The sequence below is a fragment of the Companilactobacillus sp. FL22-3 genome (assembly GCF_054881455.1).
This window is the reverse complement of the sequence record NZ_JBTYYZ010000003.1, coordinates 112,238-128,388: the sequence shown is the minus strand read 5'-3', so window position 1 is coordinate 128,388 and position 16,151 is coordinate 112,238. Positions and strand designations below refer to the sequence as shown.

The following is a 16,151-nucleotide window of genomic DNA, read 5'->3' as shown; positions in this document are numbered from 1 at the left end:
TTCTACTATTTGGAAGAATTGGTTTTTTGATACTTGCGTAAGTTGAAAAGATTGGGTGGCAGGGCTTGTAAGAATGTTATGCCTAAAATCAACAATGCACCAGCAATTTCAGCGGTAGAAACTTTGGTGTTGAGAACAGTGATGGCTAGAATAGTAGCCGTCAAGGGTTCAAATGCGCTTAACATCCCCGTAGTAGCTGGAGTTAGATAATTTAGACTTTGTAAATAGAACAAGTATGAAAACATTGTTCCACCAATGATAATAAAGAGGATACAAAGCCAGGCAATGCCAGTTAAATGTGGCACATGGGTTAGATCAGCGAATGGTGCAAAGACGATTCCACCTAGGAGCATTGACCAACCAGTGACGATTCTGGCATCGAAACGTTGCAGTAGCTCACGAGGCAGTAATGTATAAGAGGCTTGACTAATACCAGCTCCAACACCCCAAGCCACAGCTGCGGGTGAAAGCATTAATTGATTGATATGACCATGGGTAACCAGTAGAAAGGTCCCCAAAATAGCTAAAAATATTGAAATTATATCAATTCTTCGAGGCATTTGTAATTTTCGCAGAGAGATGTAGAGAATGATGAATAATGGTCCCAAAAATTGTAAAACCGTGGCAGTTGGGGCATTACCATATTTGATGGCCATAAAGTAAGTATATTGTGCAGGTAACATTCCTAACAAACCAAAGGCTAACAACTGGACGATATAACGAGGCTTTTTGAGAATGGCAAATAGTTCCCGGGAGTCAATGAAGTAGCACCAAATTACCAATAGTAGACCAGCGATTAATAAACGGATACCAACTATCCATTGGGTAGGGATACTTTCTTCGGTGAACAAATATTGAGCAATGCTACCAGAAAATCCCCAAAGAACGGGACCAAAGATTGCACAAAAGAAGCCTTTTTGTTTATCAGTCATAAAAAATCCCCCCAAAGTTGTTAAATATCATGCTAGCACAGATAATGCCACAAAAGAATGTTCTATCCTGTATAATTGAATTTAAAAGGGGCGGTGAGATGTTAAATATTCAAGGAATTAGTAAAAATTTCGAAAAACTACGAGCTTTAGATAATGTGTCATTTGATGTAGCTGATGGACAGATCTTAGGATTGATCGGTCAAAATGGTGCAGGTAAGTCGACAACTTTTCACAGCATTTTGAACTTCATCAACTATCAAGGCGTGATCACATGGAATGGGCAACCAATTACAGAAGAGGTTTTCAATCAAATTGGTTACCTGCCGGAAGAACGAAGTTTGATGCCTAAATTGACCATTGAAGAACAAATTGTTTACTTGGCACGGTTAAAAAATCAGCCCGCAAAGTTGATTCGTCCCAAAATCGATGACTGGTTGGAACGCTTTGCTGTTAAAGGAGAAAAGAAGGATAAGATTAAGAATTTATCCAAAGGTAATCAGCAAAAAGTACAATTGATCTGTACACTGATCCATGATCCCAAGCTGATCATCTTAGATGAACCTTTCAGCGGCTTGGACCCCGTCAATTCTGATCTTTTGAAACAGGCCATTCTCCAAGCCAAACAAGCAGGAGCAGCGATAATTTTTTCTAGTCATGATATGGAAAACGTAGAAGAACTTTGCGACAGACTTGTAATGTTACGTAATGGTCAAGTTGTTCTAAACGGAACAGTTCGAGCTGTTCGCCAGTCATTTGGAAAAACGAGAATATTAGTTACGACTGATTGGTCCAAAACCCAATTAGAAGAGCTACCTCACGTTATCCAGGTGCAGCAACACGAAGAGAAACGTTTCATTCTCGATTTAGACGATGAAACAGCTGGCCCAGCTATTTTTGAAGCACTAACTCAGGGAAAATATATCGAAGAATTTAGTCAACAGCCGCCAACGCTTGATGAGATCTTCCGTTTGAAAGTAGGTGAAGACCATGAATAAACTTTGGATCGTAACGATGGAGACTTTTTTGCGACAAGTCAAGTCATGGAGTTTTGTCATGCTGATACTTGGCCCCTTTTTGATGTTTGGAATTATTATGGGTGCCAGCTATTTAGGATATCAAAGTAGTGGCGATTCGGACAAAATTGCCGTCATAAGTTCACAATCACAATTACGAGACGGTTTCATCAAGAATAATCGCAGTGATGTGGTGAAATCTGTCACTGATAAAAAAACGGCTATCAAAAGAATGAATCGTAATAATCTGAGTGGCTATTTAGAGATTAATGTCGATCAAAATCAAGTCAAAGCTAAGTATTACGGAACTAGTTCTTTGGGTAGCAGCATGAAATCAGAGATCACTAATTATTTGAGTCAAGTTCAACAACAACTCAATGTGACCAATGCCAAACTTAGTCCCAATCAACTTCAAGCTCTACAGCAGCAACCTACTTTAAAAGAATCAATTAAACGTAAAACTGGGACCGCTAATTTAGCGAAAACTATCTCTTTTTGGATCACCGTCGTGATGGTTTACATGATTCTCAATACTTACACTTCAATCACGGCTCAAGAGATTGCTTCCGAAAAAGGTACCAAGATCATGGAAATTATCTTTTCCAGTACGACGGCCTTGAAATATTTCTTAGGTAAGATATTCGGGGTCTTGTTGGTGATTTTGAGCCAAGTTTTAGTCTATCTAGTCGGTGGCTGGGGAGCTTATCTGTATCTCAGAAGTGCCTCAGTAACTAAGGCGTTTGTCGATCAAAATCAACAATTGATTGGTTTAGTATTGAAAAATATTTTGAGCCTTAATCTAGTTTACTTATTATTGGGTGTAGTGATTTATACGGTCTTAGCAGCATTCTCTGGTGCTCTAGTTGCCAAAGTTGAAGACGCCGCCAAGGCTGCACAGCCAGTAATTATGTTGAATTTAGTAGCCTTTTTTACTACTTTCCCATTCCAAAATAACTTAGATTCAGTGGTGGTCAAAATTCTCTCCTTTGTTCCATTTTTCTCATCCTATTTCATGCCGCTAAGAATCATCAACAACGATGCTTCAGGCTTAGAAATTGCTTTATCATTAGTCTTTTTGATAATCAGTACTATCGGGTTAATTATTTATATCGGTAAGATCTATCAAGGATTGATGCTTCAGACTGACGATACAAGCTTCTGGAAGAGATTCAGAAGAGGACTATCATACAATAAATAGTACGAAAAAAAGGCAGCCTACTGATCAAAAGTAGACTGCCTTTATTGTGATTAAAAGAACATTCCGTAAAGTTTAACGGCGAAGATAGCACCTAGAATTGGAGCTACTACTGGAACCCAACTGTATTTCCATTGGGATGAACCTTTTGGATTTAAAGGTAATAGTGCATGCAAGACACGAGGACCTAAGTCACGTGCAGGGTTTAGAGCTGGACCAGTTGGACCACCAAATGAAATAACCAAACACATAACTAAGAATCCTAAACCGATGAAGTCAGCTCGAGGATCGATGTGATCAGAAGTTAAAGCTACGGCACCGAAAACTAAGGTAAAAGTTCCGATAAATTCGTTGATGAAACCATTTAAGCGACTGTTTTCGGCATCGATAGTAGAAAAAGTACCTAAAATACTTTCAACGTTTTCTGTTTTGTTATAATAAGGTTTGTAGGCAGCAACAATCAACAGTTGACCAACGATTGCTCCTAAGAATTGAGCAATGATGTATGGGCCAACTTCTGCCCAAGGAAATTGACCATTAAAGGCTAAAGCCAAGGTCATGGCTGGATTGATTTGTCCACCAGAGATTGGTCCGAACATCATGGCCGGTACCATAACACCGATACCGTAACCAAAACCGATCAGAATCCACCCACCGTGGAAGCCTTTTGTACCTTTTAATTCAACGTTGGCGACTGAACCATTACCGAGGGCAACCATAACGGCTGTTCCGATAAATTCAGCGATACAACGTGCTAACAATGTATAATGCATAGTTAATACTACCCCTAAATTTATTTAATTTGGCTCATCATGATTTTTTCTCGCTATCAGCAAAACACGAATATTAAATTTCACTCAAAAATGGGTTAATCAGTATAAATTCGTAATAATTTGTCTTTAAAGAGTGAAATGACTCTAAAATTCACATAAAAAAATTGCTCCACCAATAAGGGGCAATTCTCACTAACATAAATGGCAAAATAAATCAAATGATGAGCAACGGTTAATATTGTATCATACATTCCGAATATTTTTTTGCATTTTCAGAAAAAATAGCAAGGTTTTGCTATATAGTTATAGTGTATCAGAAACAAAAAAACGAGGTATGAATATGAAAGTTCTTAGTTTAGTAAATCTAACCAAAAAGCAAACCGAGAAGATCGAATCGATTCCCGGAATTGATTTGAAGGTTGTTTCTCCGAAGAACGTGACGTCACAAGATCTCGATGGAGTTGAAGTGCTATACGATTGGTCTAATACATTAAAAGACGCTATGTTGAAGAGCGATACCTTAAATTGGATTCAAGTTGTCAGAGCGGGTGTAGATGCCTTGCCACTGCGTGAACTCGATGATAAGGGTATTGTTTTGACAAATGGTTCTGGAGCTAATGCCATCAATATTGCAGAACAAACATTGACTTATATGTTGATGTTTATGCGTCGAATGAATTTGACTGCTCGTCATCAAGATGCACATGAATGGAAACATGACGAAGGTTATGATGAAGTTTACAATAAGACCGTCATGATCGTAGGCGTTGGTCATATTGGTACTTTAATTGCTCAATATGCTAAGGCTTTAGGAATGAAAACGATTGGTGTCAGAAGGTCCGATCAACCCGCTGAATTCATTGATGAAATGATTCCAATGTCAGAGTTAAAGAAACGGATCAATGAAGTTCACTTTGTCGTTAATGCATTACCTGATACTGAAGAAACTATTGGGATGTTCAATTCAGATATCTTTGCACAGATGTCTAAGAAAGCTTATTACATCAATATCGGCCGTGGAAAAACCACTGATATGGATGATTTGATTGCGGCTTTGGACAACGGTGAAATTGCTGGAGCGGGACTAGATGTAACCACACCAGAGCCATTGCCAAGCACCAGTCCACTTTGGGATATGAAGAATGTTATTATCACACCGCATGATGCTGGTAACAGTGTACATTATGAGGAAAGAGCCTTTGATATTTTCAAGCGTAATCTGAAATCCTATGTTGAAAATGGCGAAGTTGTCATTAACGAAGTCAATTATTCGACCGGATACTAGATTTTAATTAAAAAACAAAATTTTGAGTATTAAGATAAATAAGTATCTGATTCGTATTTTGAATTAGATCCTTATTTTTTTTGTCTGCGTTTTCAAGTTGAATTGTTGTTGAGAAATTATCTAAATGTATTAAAATTGAGTCAGATACATGAAAGGAAAAATAATGTCATCTGGTGATTGTTTTATAGGATTCATGCTTGTTTTCTTATTTTGGTTATTATTATTAATTTTGGAAATAATTTTAAACATGAGAAACACGATTATAGAATTATCTTTCTTTTCTGATGAAAAACTAAATACTTTAGATAGCGACTTGAACAAAAGATTTGGAATTCGGCTGCAAGCTCCCTTTGAATTGTTGGAGTTCTTGTTAGTGGGTTATATTGTTTATGCGCTATTAACGGATTTACGTTTCCAAGGCATTCAATTAGATGCCGCTTCGTTAAATCAAGTCATGTTCCTCTTTGTGATTATTATTGCGGTCATGGTGGGGGATTTGTTATTGATTGCTAAAGATTTACACATATATAAGTTCATCAAGAACTATGCAGCTTTGACAAGAAAGAATTAATCGATCATATCTTTGGTGATGTGGTCTTTTTTTTATGCTTTTTTGAGGGGAGGTGGTGTTGGTTCACTGCCGTCATCCGCTCCAGTTCTGGGGGATATGGAACGTGGTGGGCCGACTTGGAGCCCCTCAGCAAGCTGACGGTCTTCAAGCTCGACCTTTTACTAAATTGGCAAAGGACGCCAATTAAGTAAAATTTCACCACTGATATTCCCCAGAACTTCCGCTCCTGACTAGGGCTACTGCATATTTGAGTTATTAGTGATATATATAGGAATCCTACGTTCCTTATTTTGCTTGGTAGGAGTGGAAGCTGAAAAACCTTAGTGCTTAAGGAAAAAAGATAAAAGGAAAGACAAAAAAATGTACTGAATTGACTTATGTTTATATCAATTCAATACATTTTTTAATTTCTAACAAAGATATTAATTCATTTTATCTTTTAAGGTTTTAAGTTCTTGACCTTAATCTTTAGTCTTTGAACTTGCCTTAGCCCTTGAACCTGTTCACTTGAGGGATATCCAAACATGTTTTAATATTCTAGGCTGTAGTGAGAGCTCTGAGGGGTCTCAGCCATGAAATTGTTCTTAGTGGGCGAAGCGCACTTAGAACAAGGCTCGACTTTGAAACAATTGTGCACTTCAATTGGTTCAAAGCGATGCCCATGGCGTTCCAGACCCCTCAGAGCCGAACGGAAGCCGGCAGTGAACCATTGAACCACATTATTAAATAAGAGTGAGTTTCAAACGGACCATATCCCGTAAATGAAGATTATTTTCAATGATTGGTTCATCGTAATGCTCAACAAAGAAATTGCTATCAATACTGACAGCTCGGAAACCGCATTTTTGGTAAAGATATAACTGGGCGAAACTGGTGTTGCCAGTCCCAATGGTAATGGTTTTATAGTGATGTTTCTTGGCCCAACTAATGGCAAACTGAATCAATCTTTCACCAAAGCCTTGATTCTGCATGGCCTCAATTACAGCCAAATTAATAACCTCAACCGTCTCTGGTCGGGTATCAAGTAATAATAATACGCCGATGAGTTGTTGGTTACGGATCATTTCAAACTGATGAGACCGGTTGAGGTAGCTATTGATTACTTTTCGTGATGGGTCAGCGGTGAGTAGTAATTGATAGTGTTTTGGCGTTATTTTTTGAATTGGCCGTATGAGGTAATTATTCTCTAATTTGACCATCGCCTTGTACCAAATACTTTGTTGTGGTTAATTCGTTTGCACCCATAGGGCCTCTGGCATGCAGTTTTTGGGTACTGATACCGATCTCGGCGCCAAATCCGAATTGTTGTCCGTCGGTAAAGCGGGTGGAAGCGTTGGTATAAACTACGGCAGCATCGATTTGTTTCATAAATTGGCGACTGGCGGAATAGTTTTCTGTGATGATGGCTTCGGAATGTTTAGTATTGTACTTATTGATGTGTTTGATAGCTTCATCGATACCGTCAACGATCTTGATGGCAATGATGTAGTCGTCGTATTCAGTGCCCCAATCTTCTTCAGTGGCGGGGATAATGTCAGGTACGATGGCTTGAGCTAGAGCGCCACCACGGACTTCAACGTTGTTAGCTCGCAAGGCACTGTATAGCTTTGGCAAAAATTCATTAGCAATATCCTTATGTAAGACAACTTTTTCAGCGGCATTGCAGACTGAAGGGCGTTGAACTTTAGCATTGATAATGATTTTTAGAGCCTTTTCTAAGTCGGCGTCTTTATCAACGTAAATGTGACAGTTGCCGGCTCCGGTTTCAATAATTGGGACTTTAGCTTTATTGACGACCATTTTGATGAATTTGCCACTGCCGCGGGGGATCAAAACGTCGATATAGTCAGTCAGTTCCATCATCTTTTGGGCTGTCTCGTGACTGATGTCGTCGATCAATTGAATGGCGTTAGGATTAATCTGAGAATCTTTTAGAGCCTTTCTCAGGGTCTCTGAGAGGATTATATTGGAATTGATGGCTTCTTTACCGCCACGAAGTATAACGGCGTTACCGGCTTTGAAACAAAGTCCTGCGGCATCGACGGTTACATTAGGTCGAGCTTCGTAGATCATCCCGATGACACCAAGAGGAACACGTTCTTGAGTAATATTCAAACCAGTTTCTGTTTCCCAGCCACGGTCGATTTTGCCAATGGGGTCAGGCAGGTCCATGACTTGTCTTAAACCATCGGCCATATCGTTGATCCGGTCGGGGGTCAATAATAGTCGATCGAGCATGGCTTTTTTCAAACCGTTTTGTTCGGCTTGAGCGATATCTTCTTTATTGGCTTCAATAATTTTACTAGTATTGATCACTAGGGCATTAGCCATATTTAATAGAGCCGCATTCTTTTGCTTAGTTCCTAATTGTCCGAGTTCAAAGGCTGCAGCTTGGGCTTGTTGACCCATTTTTTCAAGATCTGTCATTATTATTCACTCCTAAAACGCTTACTAATTACATCTAGTATACACAAAAAAATAGTGGACGGCTGCATCCACTATTTAACGTCTAAGTAATTTTATGTTTTTTATAGCGTTGATTAAAGTGTTGCCGTCAACGTAATGCTTAATTTATCACTAATTTATGTTGCCGTCAACATAAAGCTCTAATTATTGATATTTTTAGTGATTCGGTCGATCACTTCGATAAATGACTTTTGTTCTTCGTCACTCAAACCTAAGGTTGCCCGCTGTTCCGAGGCAATCCAAATATCTTTAACTTGTTGGGCTAAGTCTTTACCATGTGCGGTCAGACTAACCAAGGTCACCCGTTTATCGGCAGTCGATTTCTCAGTTTGAACTAAGTCGCTGTCGGTCATTCGGCGGACGGATTTGGCAATCGTTGAGTGATCAACACACAGCATAGTAACAAGACTATTTTGTGATAATTGGCCGTGTTCTAAGAGGGCTAAGAGTAATAGGTCTTGGCCAGGATAGAGGCCTAGAGGTCTCATATTCTTGTTGATTTGGTTCTTATAGCTAGTAATAAGGTTAATAATGGCTCGTTCGATTGGAAATTGTGAATTCATTATTATCCTCCTAGTAGTTGATTATTCACGTGTCTTTGCAAACAGGGTACCCACGGGATCACCAGAGAGAATGTTGAAGATAACCTCAGGATTTTTTCCGTTAGTTAAAACCATCTGTTGATTGTGCTTCAAGATTCTTTCGGCAGCTTTTAATTTGGTCGTCATGCCGCCAGTTCCAAATTTAGTTCCGTGACCACCAGCAGCTGCAATTATAGCAGGACTGATCGAATTAATGTTGGAAACTAACTCGGCATCGGGAACTTTTAAAGGATTAGCTGTGTAAAACCCGTCGATATCGGAGAGCATGATCAAAAGGTCGGCATCAACTAAGTTGGTGACAATGGCTGATAATTGGTCATTGTCGCCGAATTTTGTGTGGTGATCCAATTCTGAAACAGTTACCGTATCATTTTCGTTAACGATTGGAATAGCATTATCCATTGATAAGAGTTCTTGGAAACTATTCATCACGTTGGTATGGCTTTCGGGATAGTCGATGATGTCACGGGTGATCAACATTTGAGCGACGGACATATTGTATTCATGGAAAGCTTCGTTATAGATCTGCATTAATTCAGCTTGACCGACCGCAGCGACTGCTTGTTGCTTTGAAATTTTGATGGGGCGTTTGTCGATGCCTAAGACTCCCATACCGACCCCGATGGCGCCTGAAGAGACTAAGACGACGTCTTTACCATCTTTTTTGAGAGTGCTTAAGACTTTGGCTAAATCTTTAATGACCTTAAGATTGATTTTGCTATTTTGACGGATCAAAGTGCTAGTACCGACTTTGACGACAATACGATCTGCATAGATTTGACGCTTATTTTGCATTTTTCTTCCTCATTGCGTTGTTAAAAACTAGTAATTATTTTACATAACTATTACGATAGAACAATAGTAAGAATAAGAAAAGGGTGTATTTCATGTATAAAATTTTAATCGTGCTTCATGACGGTGACGAGTATATCCGAATGAACAAAGTTTACATCGAAAGTATGCCAGTTGCAGGCCAATATATTATTCATTCAGATGGATTACCTTATTATGTAGAAGAAGTTACGACTTTTGTTGGGTATGTCAGCACTAAAGGTGCAATTGCAATCGTTGTCGTACATCCAGCACCAAAAGATGAAGCCGTAAATGAGTTATATGGTGTTGATATTGAAAGGGACCTTGATGATCCGGATTTGAAAAAAAGAGAATCAGAATAATTTTTAGCCACTAGTCGTAATTTAGATTAGTGGCTAATTTTTTCAAAAAAAAATAAAGGCCTACCACAAGCCTTTATTTTGCGAGAAATTTAAGAATAGAGCCTACCACAAACCCTATTCTTTAAGCAGTTGAGAAGGAGTACTACTTTTTTCGGATAACAATGAAAATATTGTCAGGTTTATACATCTCGCCTATATAACCAAATTAATTATAAGTCGAATATTAAAACATTTCTACAATTTTACCAAAGATATTTTGATTAAAAGAGCAACATAGTGGAAATGAGGCCTAAATTGATACACTATCTTGGCGAACTTGTGAAATAAGCTGAAATCAATTGTGCAAAATGCAATAATTTAGATATGAGATTTAAGCAGTAATATGAAGGAAAATTCAAAATCGTATAAGTATTTTATATAAAGTTGAATGCATATTGTTAGAAAAAGGGTGCATACTAGAAACAATCGATGAGAAGATATTGCACACTTTGTTTCACGGATAGAAGGGTGGTTACATTTTGAAGCAAGTTAAAATTTCCAATGTTGAGCGGGATAACTTTATCCGTTCCATTGAAGAGTCCGTGGGATCATTTAATTTGGGTACAGAAGGTTCGTTAATTGAGTTAGTATTTAAACATTTGAAAGAAATGGAATACGACAATAACCTTGAAGAAGAATTAAATAGATTCCGACGTGACTTAATAAAATTTGATATAGACACTGGACATCGTCATAAGCGTGATGTTGAAGAATTGTTATTTAAAATTAAGAATCGAACTTTGCCATATATTTAGGATATAATGCAGGAATATTAATTATTCTTGTATTTTTTTTATTTTCTGATGATATTATATGCTCGAGGTGTTAAAAATGACGAAAATTTTGCAAAAAATGATTCAAGATGTACCAATTTTAGAAGTAACCCCCGAGGACTCATTTCACAAACCGCTTGCGTTAGTAGTCTTTTATCACGGTTGGCGTTCCAGTAAAGAATTAGTTTTGACGCAAGCTAGAAAACTTGCCAAAAAGAATATTCGTGTTGTTTTACCGGATGCAATGAATCATGGACAACGATTAAATGATATTTCGTCGATTCCTTCGTTTACTTTTTGGAATAGTATTCAAGCTAATTTGGCCGAATTTTCGTTGATTAAAGACTACTATTTGAAAAAAGGCCTGATCAAAGATCAAAAAATTGGTGTCGGTGGTTATTCAATGGGTGGCATGACTACTGGAGCCTTATTAACGGCCCATCCAGAAATTACTGCCGCCACGATCATTATGGGGACTCCCGACTTGGCCACCTATGCAAAGTTAGTCCGCATTGATGCCAAACGTCGTGGAATATACGTCCCTGAAGATATGGAGCAGCTTACTAGTTGGATAGATAATTTCGATTTAAATCAACATCCAGAGACAATTAACCATCGTCCGCTCTTATTTTGGCATGGAACGAATGATTACCGTATTCCTTATCGCCAATCAAAAGACTTTTTCGACCGGATTCATCAACAATCCTATGCTGATCAAGTAGCCTTTATTACTGGCTATAAAGCAGGTCATTTAGTGGAAACAAGATTAATGGATAAGATCGCTAACTTTTTTGAGTATTACTTGGAATAACTTTGAACAGAATCGCAAAATTAACCAGGCCTAAAATTGTTAATAGAATGAAGGCGTGTTGACTTCCTTGTGCTGTGGCTGTACTCAAACTCAAATGTTGATTATTCTGGCTTTGAGCAATGATGGCAGAAACAATCGAGGTCCCGGTAGCTCCAGCAAATTGTTGTAAGGTATTAAAAAGAGCGTTGCCATCAGCTTGTTGGTTGCTGGAAAGATATTTAAGGCCGTTAGTCATAATATTGCCCACAGACATCCCCATACCAAACATGTAGAGAATGTAGAACCAGATGATCAAAGTGTTAGATAGTTTTAAGCTGAAGCTGGTGAAAAGAATCAATGAGATATCAGCACAGATCACGCCACAGATAATAGGCCGACGTGCACCGAATTCATCCAGTAACTTACCACCAAGCGGTGCTAAAATGGCACCAACCACACCGGCAGGAAACACTGCTAGTCCAGCTATAGTAGCTGAGTCATGATTGACTAATTGAATGTAGTTAGGCAAGATAAAGGCGAAACCTAATGACAATATTTGGAAAAGGAAGAAACTCAAGACGTGGCTGCTAAAAGTAGTTTCTTTTAAGACGTTCAAATTAATAATTGGTTCCGCAAGCTTGTTGGAACGATGAACGAAACCGAGCAATCCTAGGAGACCAACAATAAAAGAACCGATCACTAAGCCTGTTAAGTGGCTCAAATTGCTGAAGCCGAAGATCAAGCCAGTAAAGGTCAAAATCAAATAAATCAAACTCAACCAGTCAAATCGAGATTTTTGGATTTGGCTTTTTTGATGGATATTTTTGATTCCTAAGATAAAAGATAAGACTAGGATCGGCAACAGGATCACGAAGATATAGCGCCAACCTAAAGAATTAACGACCAGTCCACCAAAAGTTGGTCCAATCGCTGGTGCGATAGCTGTAATTAGAGTTCCGATACCCATCATCAAACCGATTTTCGATTCCGGGACGTTCTCTAAGATGATGTTGAACATTAATGGTAAAGCAATACCTGTTCCCAGACCTTGAATGACTCGGCCCAAGAGTAACAAACTAAAACTAGGGGCGATTGCGTCAATTAGTACCCCGACAATAAAACTCACATTAGCGATTATGAAGAGTCGCTTAGTCGAGTGATTGCGCTTCAAAAATGACGATAAGGGAACGATGATAGCGACAACTAAGAGGTAAATCGTAGTCATCCACTGAACAGTCGAGGTAGAGATGGAGAATTGTTTCATTAAAGTAGGAAAGGAAATGTTCATGGAAGTTTCAACGATCACGCCGCAAAATGACATCAGACCAGTAGCTAATACGGCTAATAAGACATTGAAAGGGACTTTTTCAGTTTTATTCATCGGTATTACCTCCTTGGACGTAGAAATTTAGAATTTTTTCAAAGATGGCGATCTCAGCCGCAGAAAAATTGTTCTCTAATAGTTCTTGATTATTCTGCATGAAATGGTTGATATCAATTTCTAGCTTGTGCGATTTTTCGGTTAAGAAAACTGACTTTTGTCGTGCATCGCTTGTGGAGAGCCGCCGATAGATCAAGTCACGTTTTTCCATTCTTTGCAACAGGACTGTTGCTGTAGAACGCTGAATATAGAATTCTTTTTCGATATCGCTTTGAAAAATCTCTTGGTCATTCTTTCGACTCAAAAAATCGATCACTGACATTTGCATCCAAGTTAAATCATACTTTTGAGCAAAGAGATCTAACTTTTTAGTGATCCGATTAGCAGCGATTTTTAAAAGACGATTTGTATATTTTTCAGACATTATTAAAACCTCTTTGTGAAAATATCGTTAGCTAACTAACGATTGATTATCTTACAATCTTTTTTAAAAGAATGCAACTAAAAATAGCAACCAAATTCAAAATCGAATCAGGTTGCTATTAGGTATCCAAGTTAAATTACTTTATAGTCTAAATTTAATAACCGGTTGCGAAGGATCTTGCTAGTAGTAGTTTTGGGAAATTTTCGTATTTGGCGAAATTCAATCGGGACTTGATAATTCGCTAAATTATGTTGACCGAATTCTTGCAAGGTGGCACTCGTCAGGAAAGCGTCTTTTTGCAAAGTCAAATAAGCAATGGGAACTTGTCTATCTGTTCTTTTAATCCCGACTACACAAATATCGACGATGCCATTGACACCTCGAAAGGCATTTTCAACTTCTTCAGGATAGATTATCTTGTCATCAGAATAGATCAGATCAGCTTGACGTCCTCGATGATATAAGAAGTTATCGTGATCTAAATAGCCGACGTCGCCAGTTTTGAAAAAGCCATCAGCCGTAAAACGTGATTTAAACAGCTCTGGTTTGTTGAGATAGCCGACGGCTACAGTTGGTGACTTGACTTCGATGTTGCCGATATTGTCTTGATTGATGTCGGTGATCCGAATTTGAGTTGTGAAAAAAGGCTGACCGCACGAGCCGGCTTTGATCTCCGCATCTCGGAAATTTAAAGCCGAAATATTGGCGGTAGTCTCGGTCATCCCGTAAGATTGTAAGACAGGGACTTCCAACATGTGACAGCGTAATAGTGTCCAATTATCAACTCGTCCCGTGCCTAAGAAAATACAACGGAAGTTTTTATTGTATCGCTTGCCCTTGGGTAGAGCATTCAATAATTTTCTCAGCAACGGTGGACTCAAGGAGATGATTGTTGCTCTTTCATTGATCAAGACTTTATTGATCAGTGAGATATTGAAACCTCTAATCAAATAGACGCCGATACCATAGATCAACGAACGCATGATGATCGACAGTCCCGGAACGTTGAAGAGGGGCAGCGTTAAGACCCAGACATCTTGCTTATTGATACCAAGGTTTAACGCTGTTCCCATAGCCGAATAAAAATAATTGCCGTAGGTCAACATAACGCCAGTATCATTGTGGTCAGCACTAGGAGTATAGACGATTGAGGCTATTTGTTCATTGTCGAATTCCGCTATTGGTTGGTAAGCATGGTCAGGCTCTAAACTGAGAATATCGGACATTAAGACTTTTTGAGCATCGATTTGATTCAATCGTTGATAATCCGCCGAGTCGCTGACAAGGACTAATTTGGGTTGGGAATCGTTGAGCTGATACCTTAAAGTTTCAGTTGAAAGTTGAGTGTCAAGAAAGATGGTTGCAGCCCCTAACTGTTGGAGTGCTAAAATGGCAACGTAACCGTTGAAACAATTATCGGTAAAGAGTGCGATCGAATCATTTTTTCTGATACCGTGAGTGTGGAGCTTACTAGCAAAAGTTTGCACCGTTGAGTTTAATTCGCCAAAAGTGAAGTCGGCATGTTCTAAGAATAGGGCGGTTTTGTCAGGATCGAGTTTTGCACGTTTGACTAACCAGTTTTCCAAAATATGACCTCCCTAGACGTTAAAGTCTGATACGATTAAAGTACTATAACTAGATTGTAAAACATTTATTTGGATAAAAATAACTAATTATTGAAAAAAATTGAGGTATGAAATGAGTTTACTAGATGATTTAGGAATTGAAGTAGTAGAAAAAGGCAAGCACAAAGTTGTTTTAGAAATGGATTTGACTGCAGAACAGCTGGCAAAAAAGCAAGATCAAAATGATATCAAAGCCCTCTTGTCGGAGACTGCCGCAAGCATTGGCGCCAATCTAAATATGGACCCAACAAGCGCAGCCAAAGTATTGACCGTGTCGATCCATAATCTCAATGCCTTAAAAGCAGGACGGTTAGTTGTCGAAGCAATCTCGATCCGTAACGGTGATAACGTCCAAACTTGGCAAGCTGTAACTCACTTTTCAGATTCTGCAATTACTAATTCATTGAGTACAGTAACGTTAAAAAAAATCCAGATCTAATGGCGATAGATTCTGGAATTTATTATTTCGAAAAAAGCTAGCAGAATCAAGCTTAAACCGAAAAGTTGATATATGAAAATAATAGTTTTAGAAGGGTTCAAGATGAACACGATACCGGCCAGTATTAATAATGCTGAGTAAAAATAGTCGAGGTATGTTGTCACTGGGACCCTTTTTGTCATCTCATGAGAATCACGAAATTGGTTGATGCCATTGACTAAAAGGATGATTCCTAAGACTGGCGGCACCAAAGGTATCAAGAATCTGGCAACGAATAAGACAACTATCGCCAAGAACAATGCCCCAACGCCTAGGCCGATTGCAATGTTATTTTCGCCAGTGGTTTTGCGAATATTAAAGCCATCGAAGATCGAGAGAATGCCATAAATTGCGATATAACTGGAAACCAAGTAAACGATCATATTGAAACTTTTGATGGGTTGAACTACGATCAAAATCCCGGCTATCAGCAAAAAAAGGAATCTTAACCAGCGATAAAGTTGGAACTGCCTAACCATTATAAATTTCCCCCTAAGCTACTTATGATTATATGATACCAGAAAAGCTTAAAAAGAGAATCAGTTGCAAGAATTTATTTCACAAACTCAGTTGTCAAGTTATAAGCGGGCAATAATAATGGCCCTAAGCAAAATTCTTTAATTGTGAAA

Annotated in this window: 18 protein-coding genes; 8 read left to right on the top strand and 10 right to left on the bottom strand. The window is 38.5% G+C overall.

Annotation, left to right across the window (positions count from 1 at the left end):
* Positions 1-5 precede the first annotated feature (5 nt).
* On the bottom strand, positions 6-932 hold the full coding sequence (locus tag ACYT32_RS03965) for a DMT family transporter (RefSeq protein WP_395264601.1): 927 nt from the start codon (positions 930-932) through the stop codon (positions 6-8).
* Between the two features lie 98 nt (positions 933-1,030).
* Between ACYT32_RS03965 and ACYT32_RS03960 the strand changes: the two genes are divergently transcribed.
* Together ACYT32_RS03960 and ACYT32_RS03955 are read left to right on the top strand one after the other, a co-directional pair.
* A complete protein-coding gene (locus ACYT32_RS03960; RefSeq protein WP_395264602.1) occupies positions 1,031-1,927 on the top strand; it encodes an ABC transporter ATP-binding protein in 897 nt (298 codons plus the stop codon).
* Complete coding sequence (locus ACYT32_RS03955; RefSeq protein WP_395264603.1) at positions 1,920-3,143, top strand: ABC transporter permease; 1,224 nt, start codon at positions 1,920-1,922, stop codon at positions 3,141-3,143. Before ACYT32_RS03960 ends, ACYT32_RS03955 begins: the two co-directional genes overlap by 8 nt.
* Before the next feature lie 50 nt (positions 3,144-3,193).
* On the opposite strand, the gene ACYT32_RS03950 is transcribed toward ACYT32_RS03955, so the two are convergent.
* Positions 3,194-3,913 (bottom strand): MIP/aquaporin family protein, encoded by a 720-nt coding sequence (locus ACYT32_RS03950; protein WP_395264605.1) that lies wholly within the window; start codon positions 3,911-3,913, stop codon positions 3,194-3,196.
* Positions 3,914-4,253: 340 nt separating this feature from the next.
* Between ACYT32_RS03950 and ACYT32_RS03945 the strand changes: the two genes are divergently transcribed.
* Together ACYT32_RS03945 and ACYT32_RS03940 are read left to right on the top strand one after the other, a co-directional pair.
* The gene (locus tag ACYT32_RS03945; protein ID WP_395264606.1) at positions 4,254-5,198 is read left to right on the top strand and encodes a D-2-hydroxyacid dehydrogenase; all 945 of its coding nucleotides are present in this window, start codon (positions 4,254-4,256) and stop codon (positions 5,196-5,198) included.
* A 148-nt stretch (positions 5,199-5,346) separates the two neighbouring features.
* Positions 5,347-5,769, top strand: coding sequence for a hypothetical protein (locus ACYT32_RS03940; protein WP_461793364.1), 423 nt, complete (start codon positions 5,347-5,349; stop codon positions 5,767-5,769).
* 722 nt (positions 5,770-6,491) lie between these two features.
* On the opposite strand, the gene ACYT32_RS03935 is transcribed toward ACYT32_RS03940, so the two are convergent.
* The 4 genes from ACYT32_RS03935 to proB all read right to left on the bottom strand — a co-directional run bounded on the left by ACYT32_RS03935 (position 6,492) and on the right by proB (position 9,632).
* Positions 6,492-6,968 (bottom strand): GNAT family N-acetyltransferase, encoded by a 477-nt coding sequence (locus ACYT32_RS03935; RefSeq protein WP_395264608.1) that lies wholly within the window; start codon positions 6,966-6,968, stop codon positions 6,492-6,494.
* On the bottom strand, positions 6,949-8,196 hold the full coding sequence (locus ACYT32_RS03930; protein WP_395264610.1) for a glutamate-5-semialdehyde dehydrogenase: 1,248 nt from the start codon (positions 8,194-8,196) through the stop codon (positions 6,949-6,951). The genes ACYT32_RS03935 and ACYT32_RS03930 overlap by 20 nt, the downstream gene beginning before the upstream one ends.
* A 179-nt stretch (positions 8,197-8,375) precedes the next feature.
* Positions 8,376-8,798 carry a MarR family winged helix-turn-helix transcriptional regulator gene (locus ACYT32_RS03925; RefSeq protein ID WP_395264611.1) on the bottom strand — a complete coding sequence of 141 codons (423 nt, stop codon included), beginning with the start codon at positions 8,796-8,798 and terminating at the stop codon, positions 8,376-8,378.
* A gap of 21 nt (positions 8,799-8,819) precedes the next feature.
* Positions 8,820-9,632, bottom strand: coding sequence for a glutamate 5-kinase (proB, locus tag ACYT32_RS03920; protein WP_395264612.1), 813 nt, complete (start codon positions 9,630-9,632; stop codon positions 8,820-8,822).
* 92 nt (positions 9,633-9,724) lie between these two features.
* Between proB and ACYT32_RS03915 the strand changes: the two genes are divergently transcribed.
* The 3 genes from ACYT32_RS03915 (at position 9,725) to ACYT32_RS03905 (ending at position 11,635) form a co-directional block, all read left to right on the top strand.
* On the top strand, positions 9,725-10,012 hold the full coding sequence (locus ACYT32_RS03915) for a LysR family transcriptional regulator (protein WP_395264613.1): 288 nt from the start codon (positions 9,725-9,727) through the stop codon (positions 10,010-10,012).
* A 518-nt stretch (positions 10,013-10,530) separates the two neighbouring features.
* Positions 10,531-10,806, top strand: coding sequence for a hypothetical protein (locus ACYT32_RS03910; protein ID WP_395264614.1), 276 nt, complete (start codon positions 10,531-10,533; stop codon positions 10,804-10,806).
* A 76-nt stretch (positions 10,807-10,882) separates the two neighbouring features.
* Entirely contained in the window at positions 10,883-11,635 is a 753-nt protein-coding gene (locus ACYT32_RS03905) for an alpha/beta fold hydrolase (protein ID WP_395264615.1), read from the top strand.
* Here ACYT32_RS03905 and ACYT32_RS03900 read toward each other — a convergent pair.
* The 3 genes from ACYT32_RS03900 to ACYT32_RS03890 form a co-directional block, all read right to left on the bottom strand.
* On the bottom strand, positions 11,607-12,995 hold the full coding sequence (locus ACYT32_RS03900; RefSeq protein WP_395264616.1) for an MDR family MFS transporter: 1,389 nt from the start codon (positions 12,993-12,995) through the stop codon (positions 11,607-11,609). The genes ACYT32_RS03905 and ACYT32_RS03900 overlap by 29 nt on opposite strands.
* Positions 12,988-13,419, bottom strand: coding sequence for a MarR family winged helix-turn-helix transcriptional regulator (locus ACYT32_RS03895; RefSeq protein WP_395264617.1), 432 nt, complete (start codon positions 13,417-13,419; stop codon positions 12,988-12,990). Before ACYT32_RS03895 ends, ACYT32_RS03900 begins: the two co-directional genes overlap by 8 nt.
* A 131-nt stretch (positions 13,420-13,550) precedes the next feature.
* Positions 13,551-15,005, bottom strand: a complete 1,455-nt coding sequence (locus ACYT32_RS03890) for an AMP-binding protein (RefSeq protein ID WP_395264618.1) — start codon at positions 15,003-15,005, stop codon at positions 13,551-13,553.
* A gap of 112 nt (positions 15,006-15,117) precedes the next feature.
* Here ACYT32_RS03890 and ACYT32_RS03885 point away from each other — a divergent pair, with 112 nt between their 5' ends.
* Positions 15,118-15,483 (top strand): hotdog family protein, encoded by a 366-nt coding sequence (locus tag ACYT32_RS03885; protein WP_395264619.1) that lies wholly within the window; start codon positions 15,118-15,120, stop codon positions 15,481-15,483.
* On the opposite strand, the gene ACYT32_RS03880 is transcribed toward ACYT32_RS03885, so the two are convergent.
* A complete protein-coding gene (locus ACYT32_RS03880; RefSeq protein WP_395264620.1) occupies positions 15,480-16,001 on the bottom strand; it encodes a DUF308 domain-containing protein in 522 nt (173 codons plus the stop codon). The two genes, ACYT32_RS03885 and ACYT32_RS03880, sit on opposite strands and share 4 nt — an antisense overlap.
* Positions 16,002-16,151: the final 150 nt, after the last annotated feature.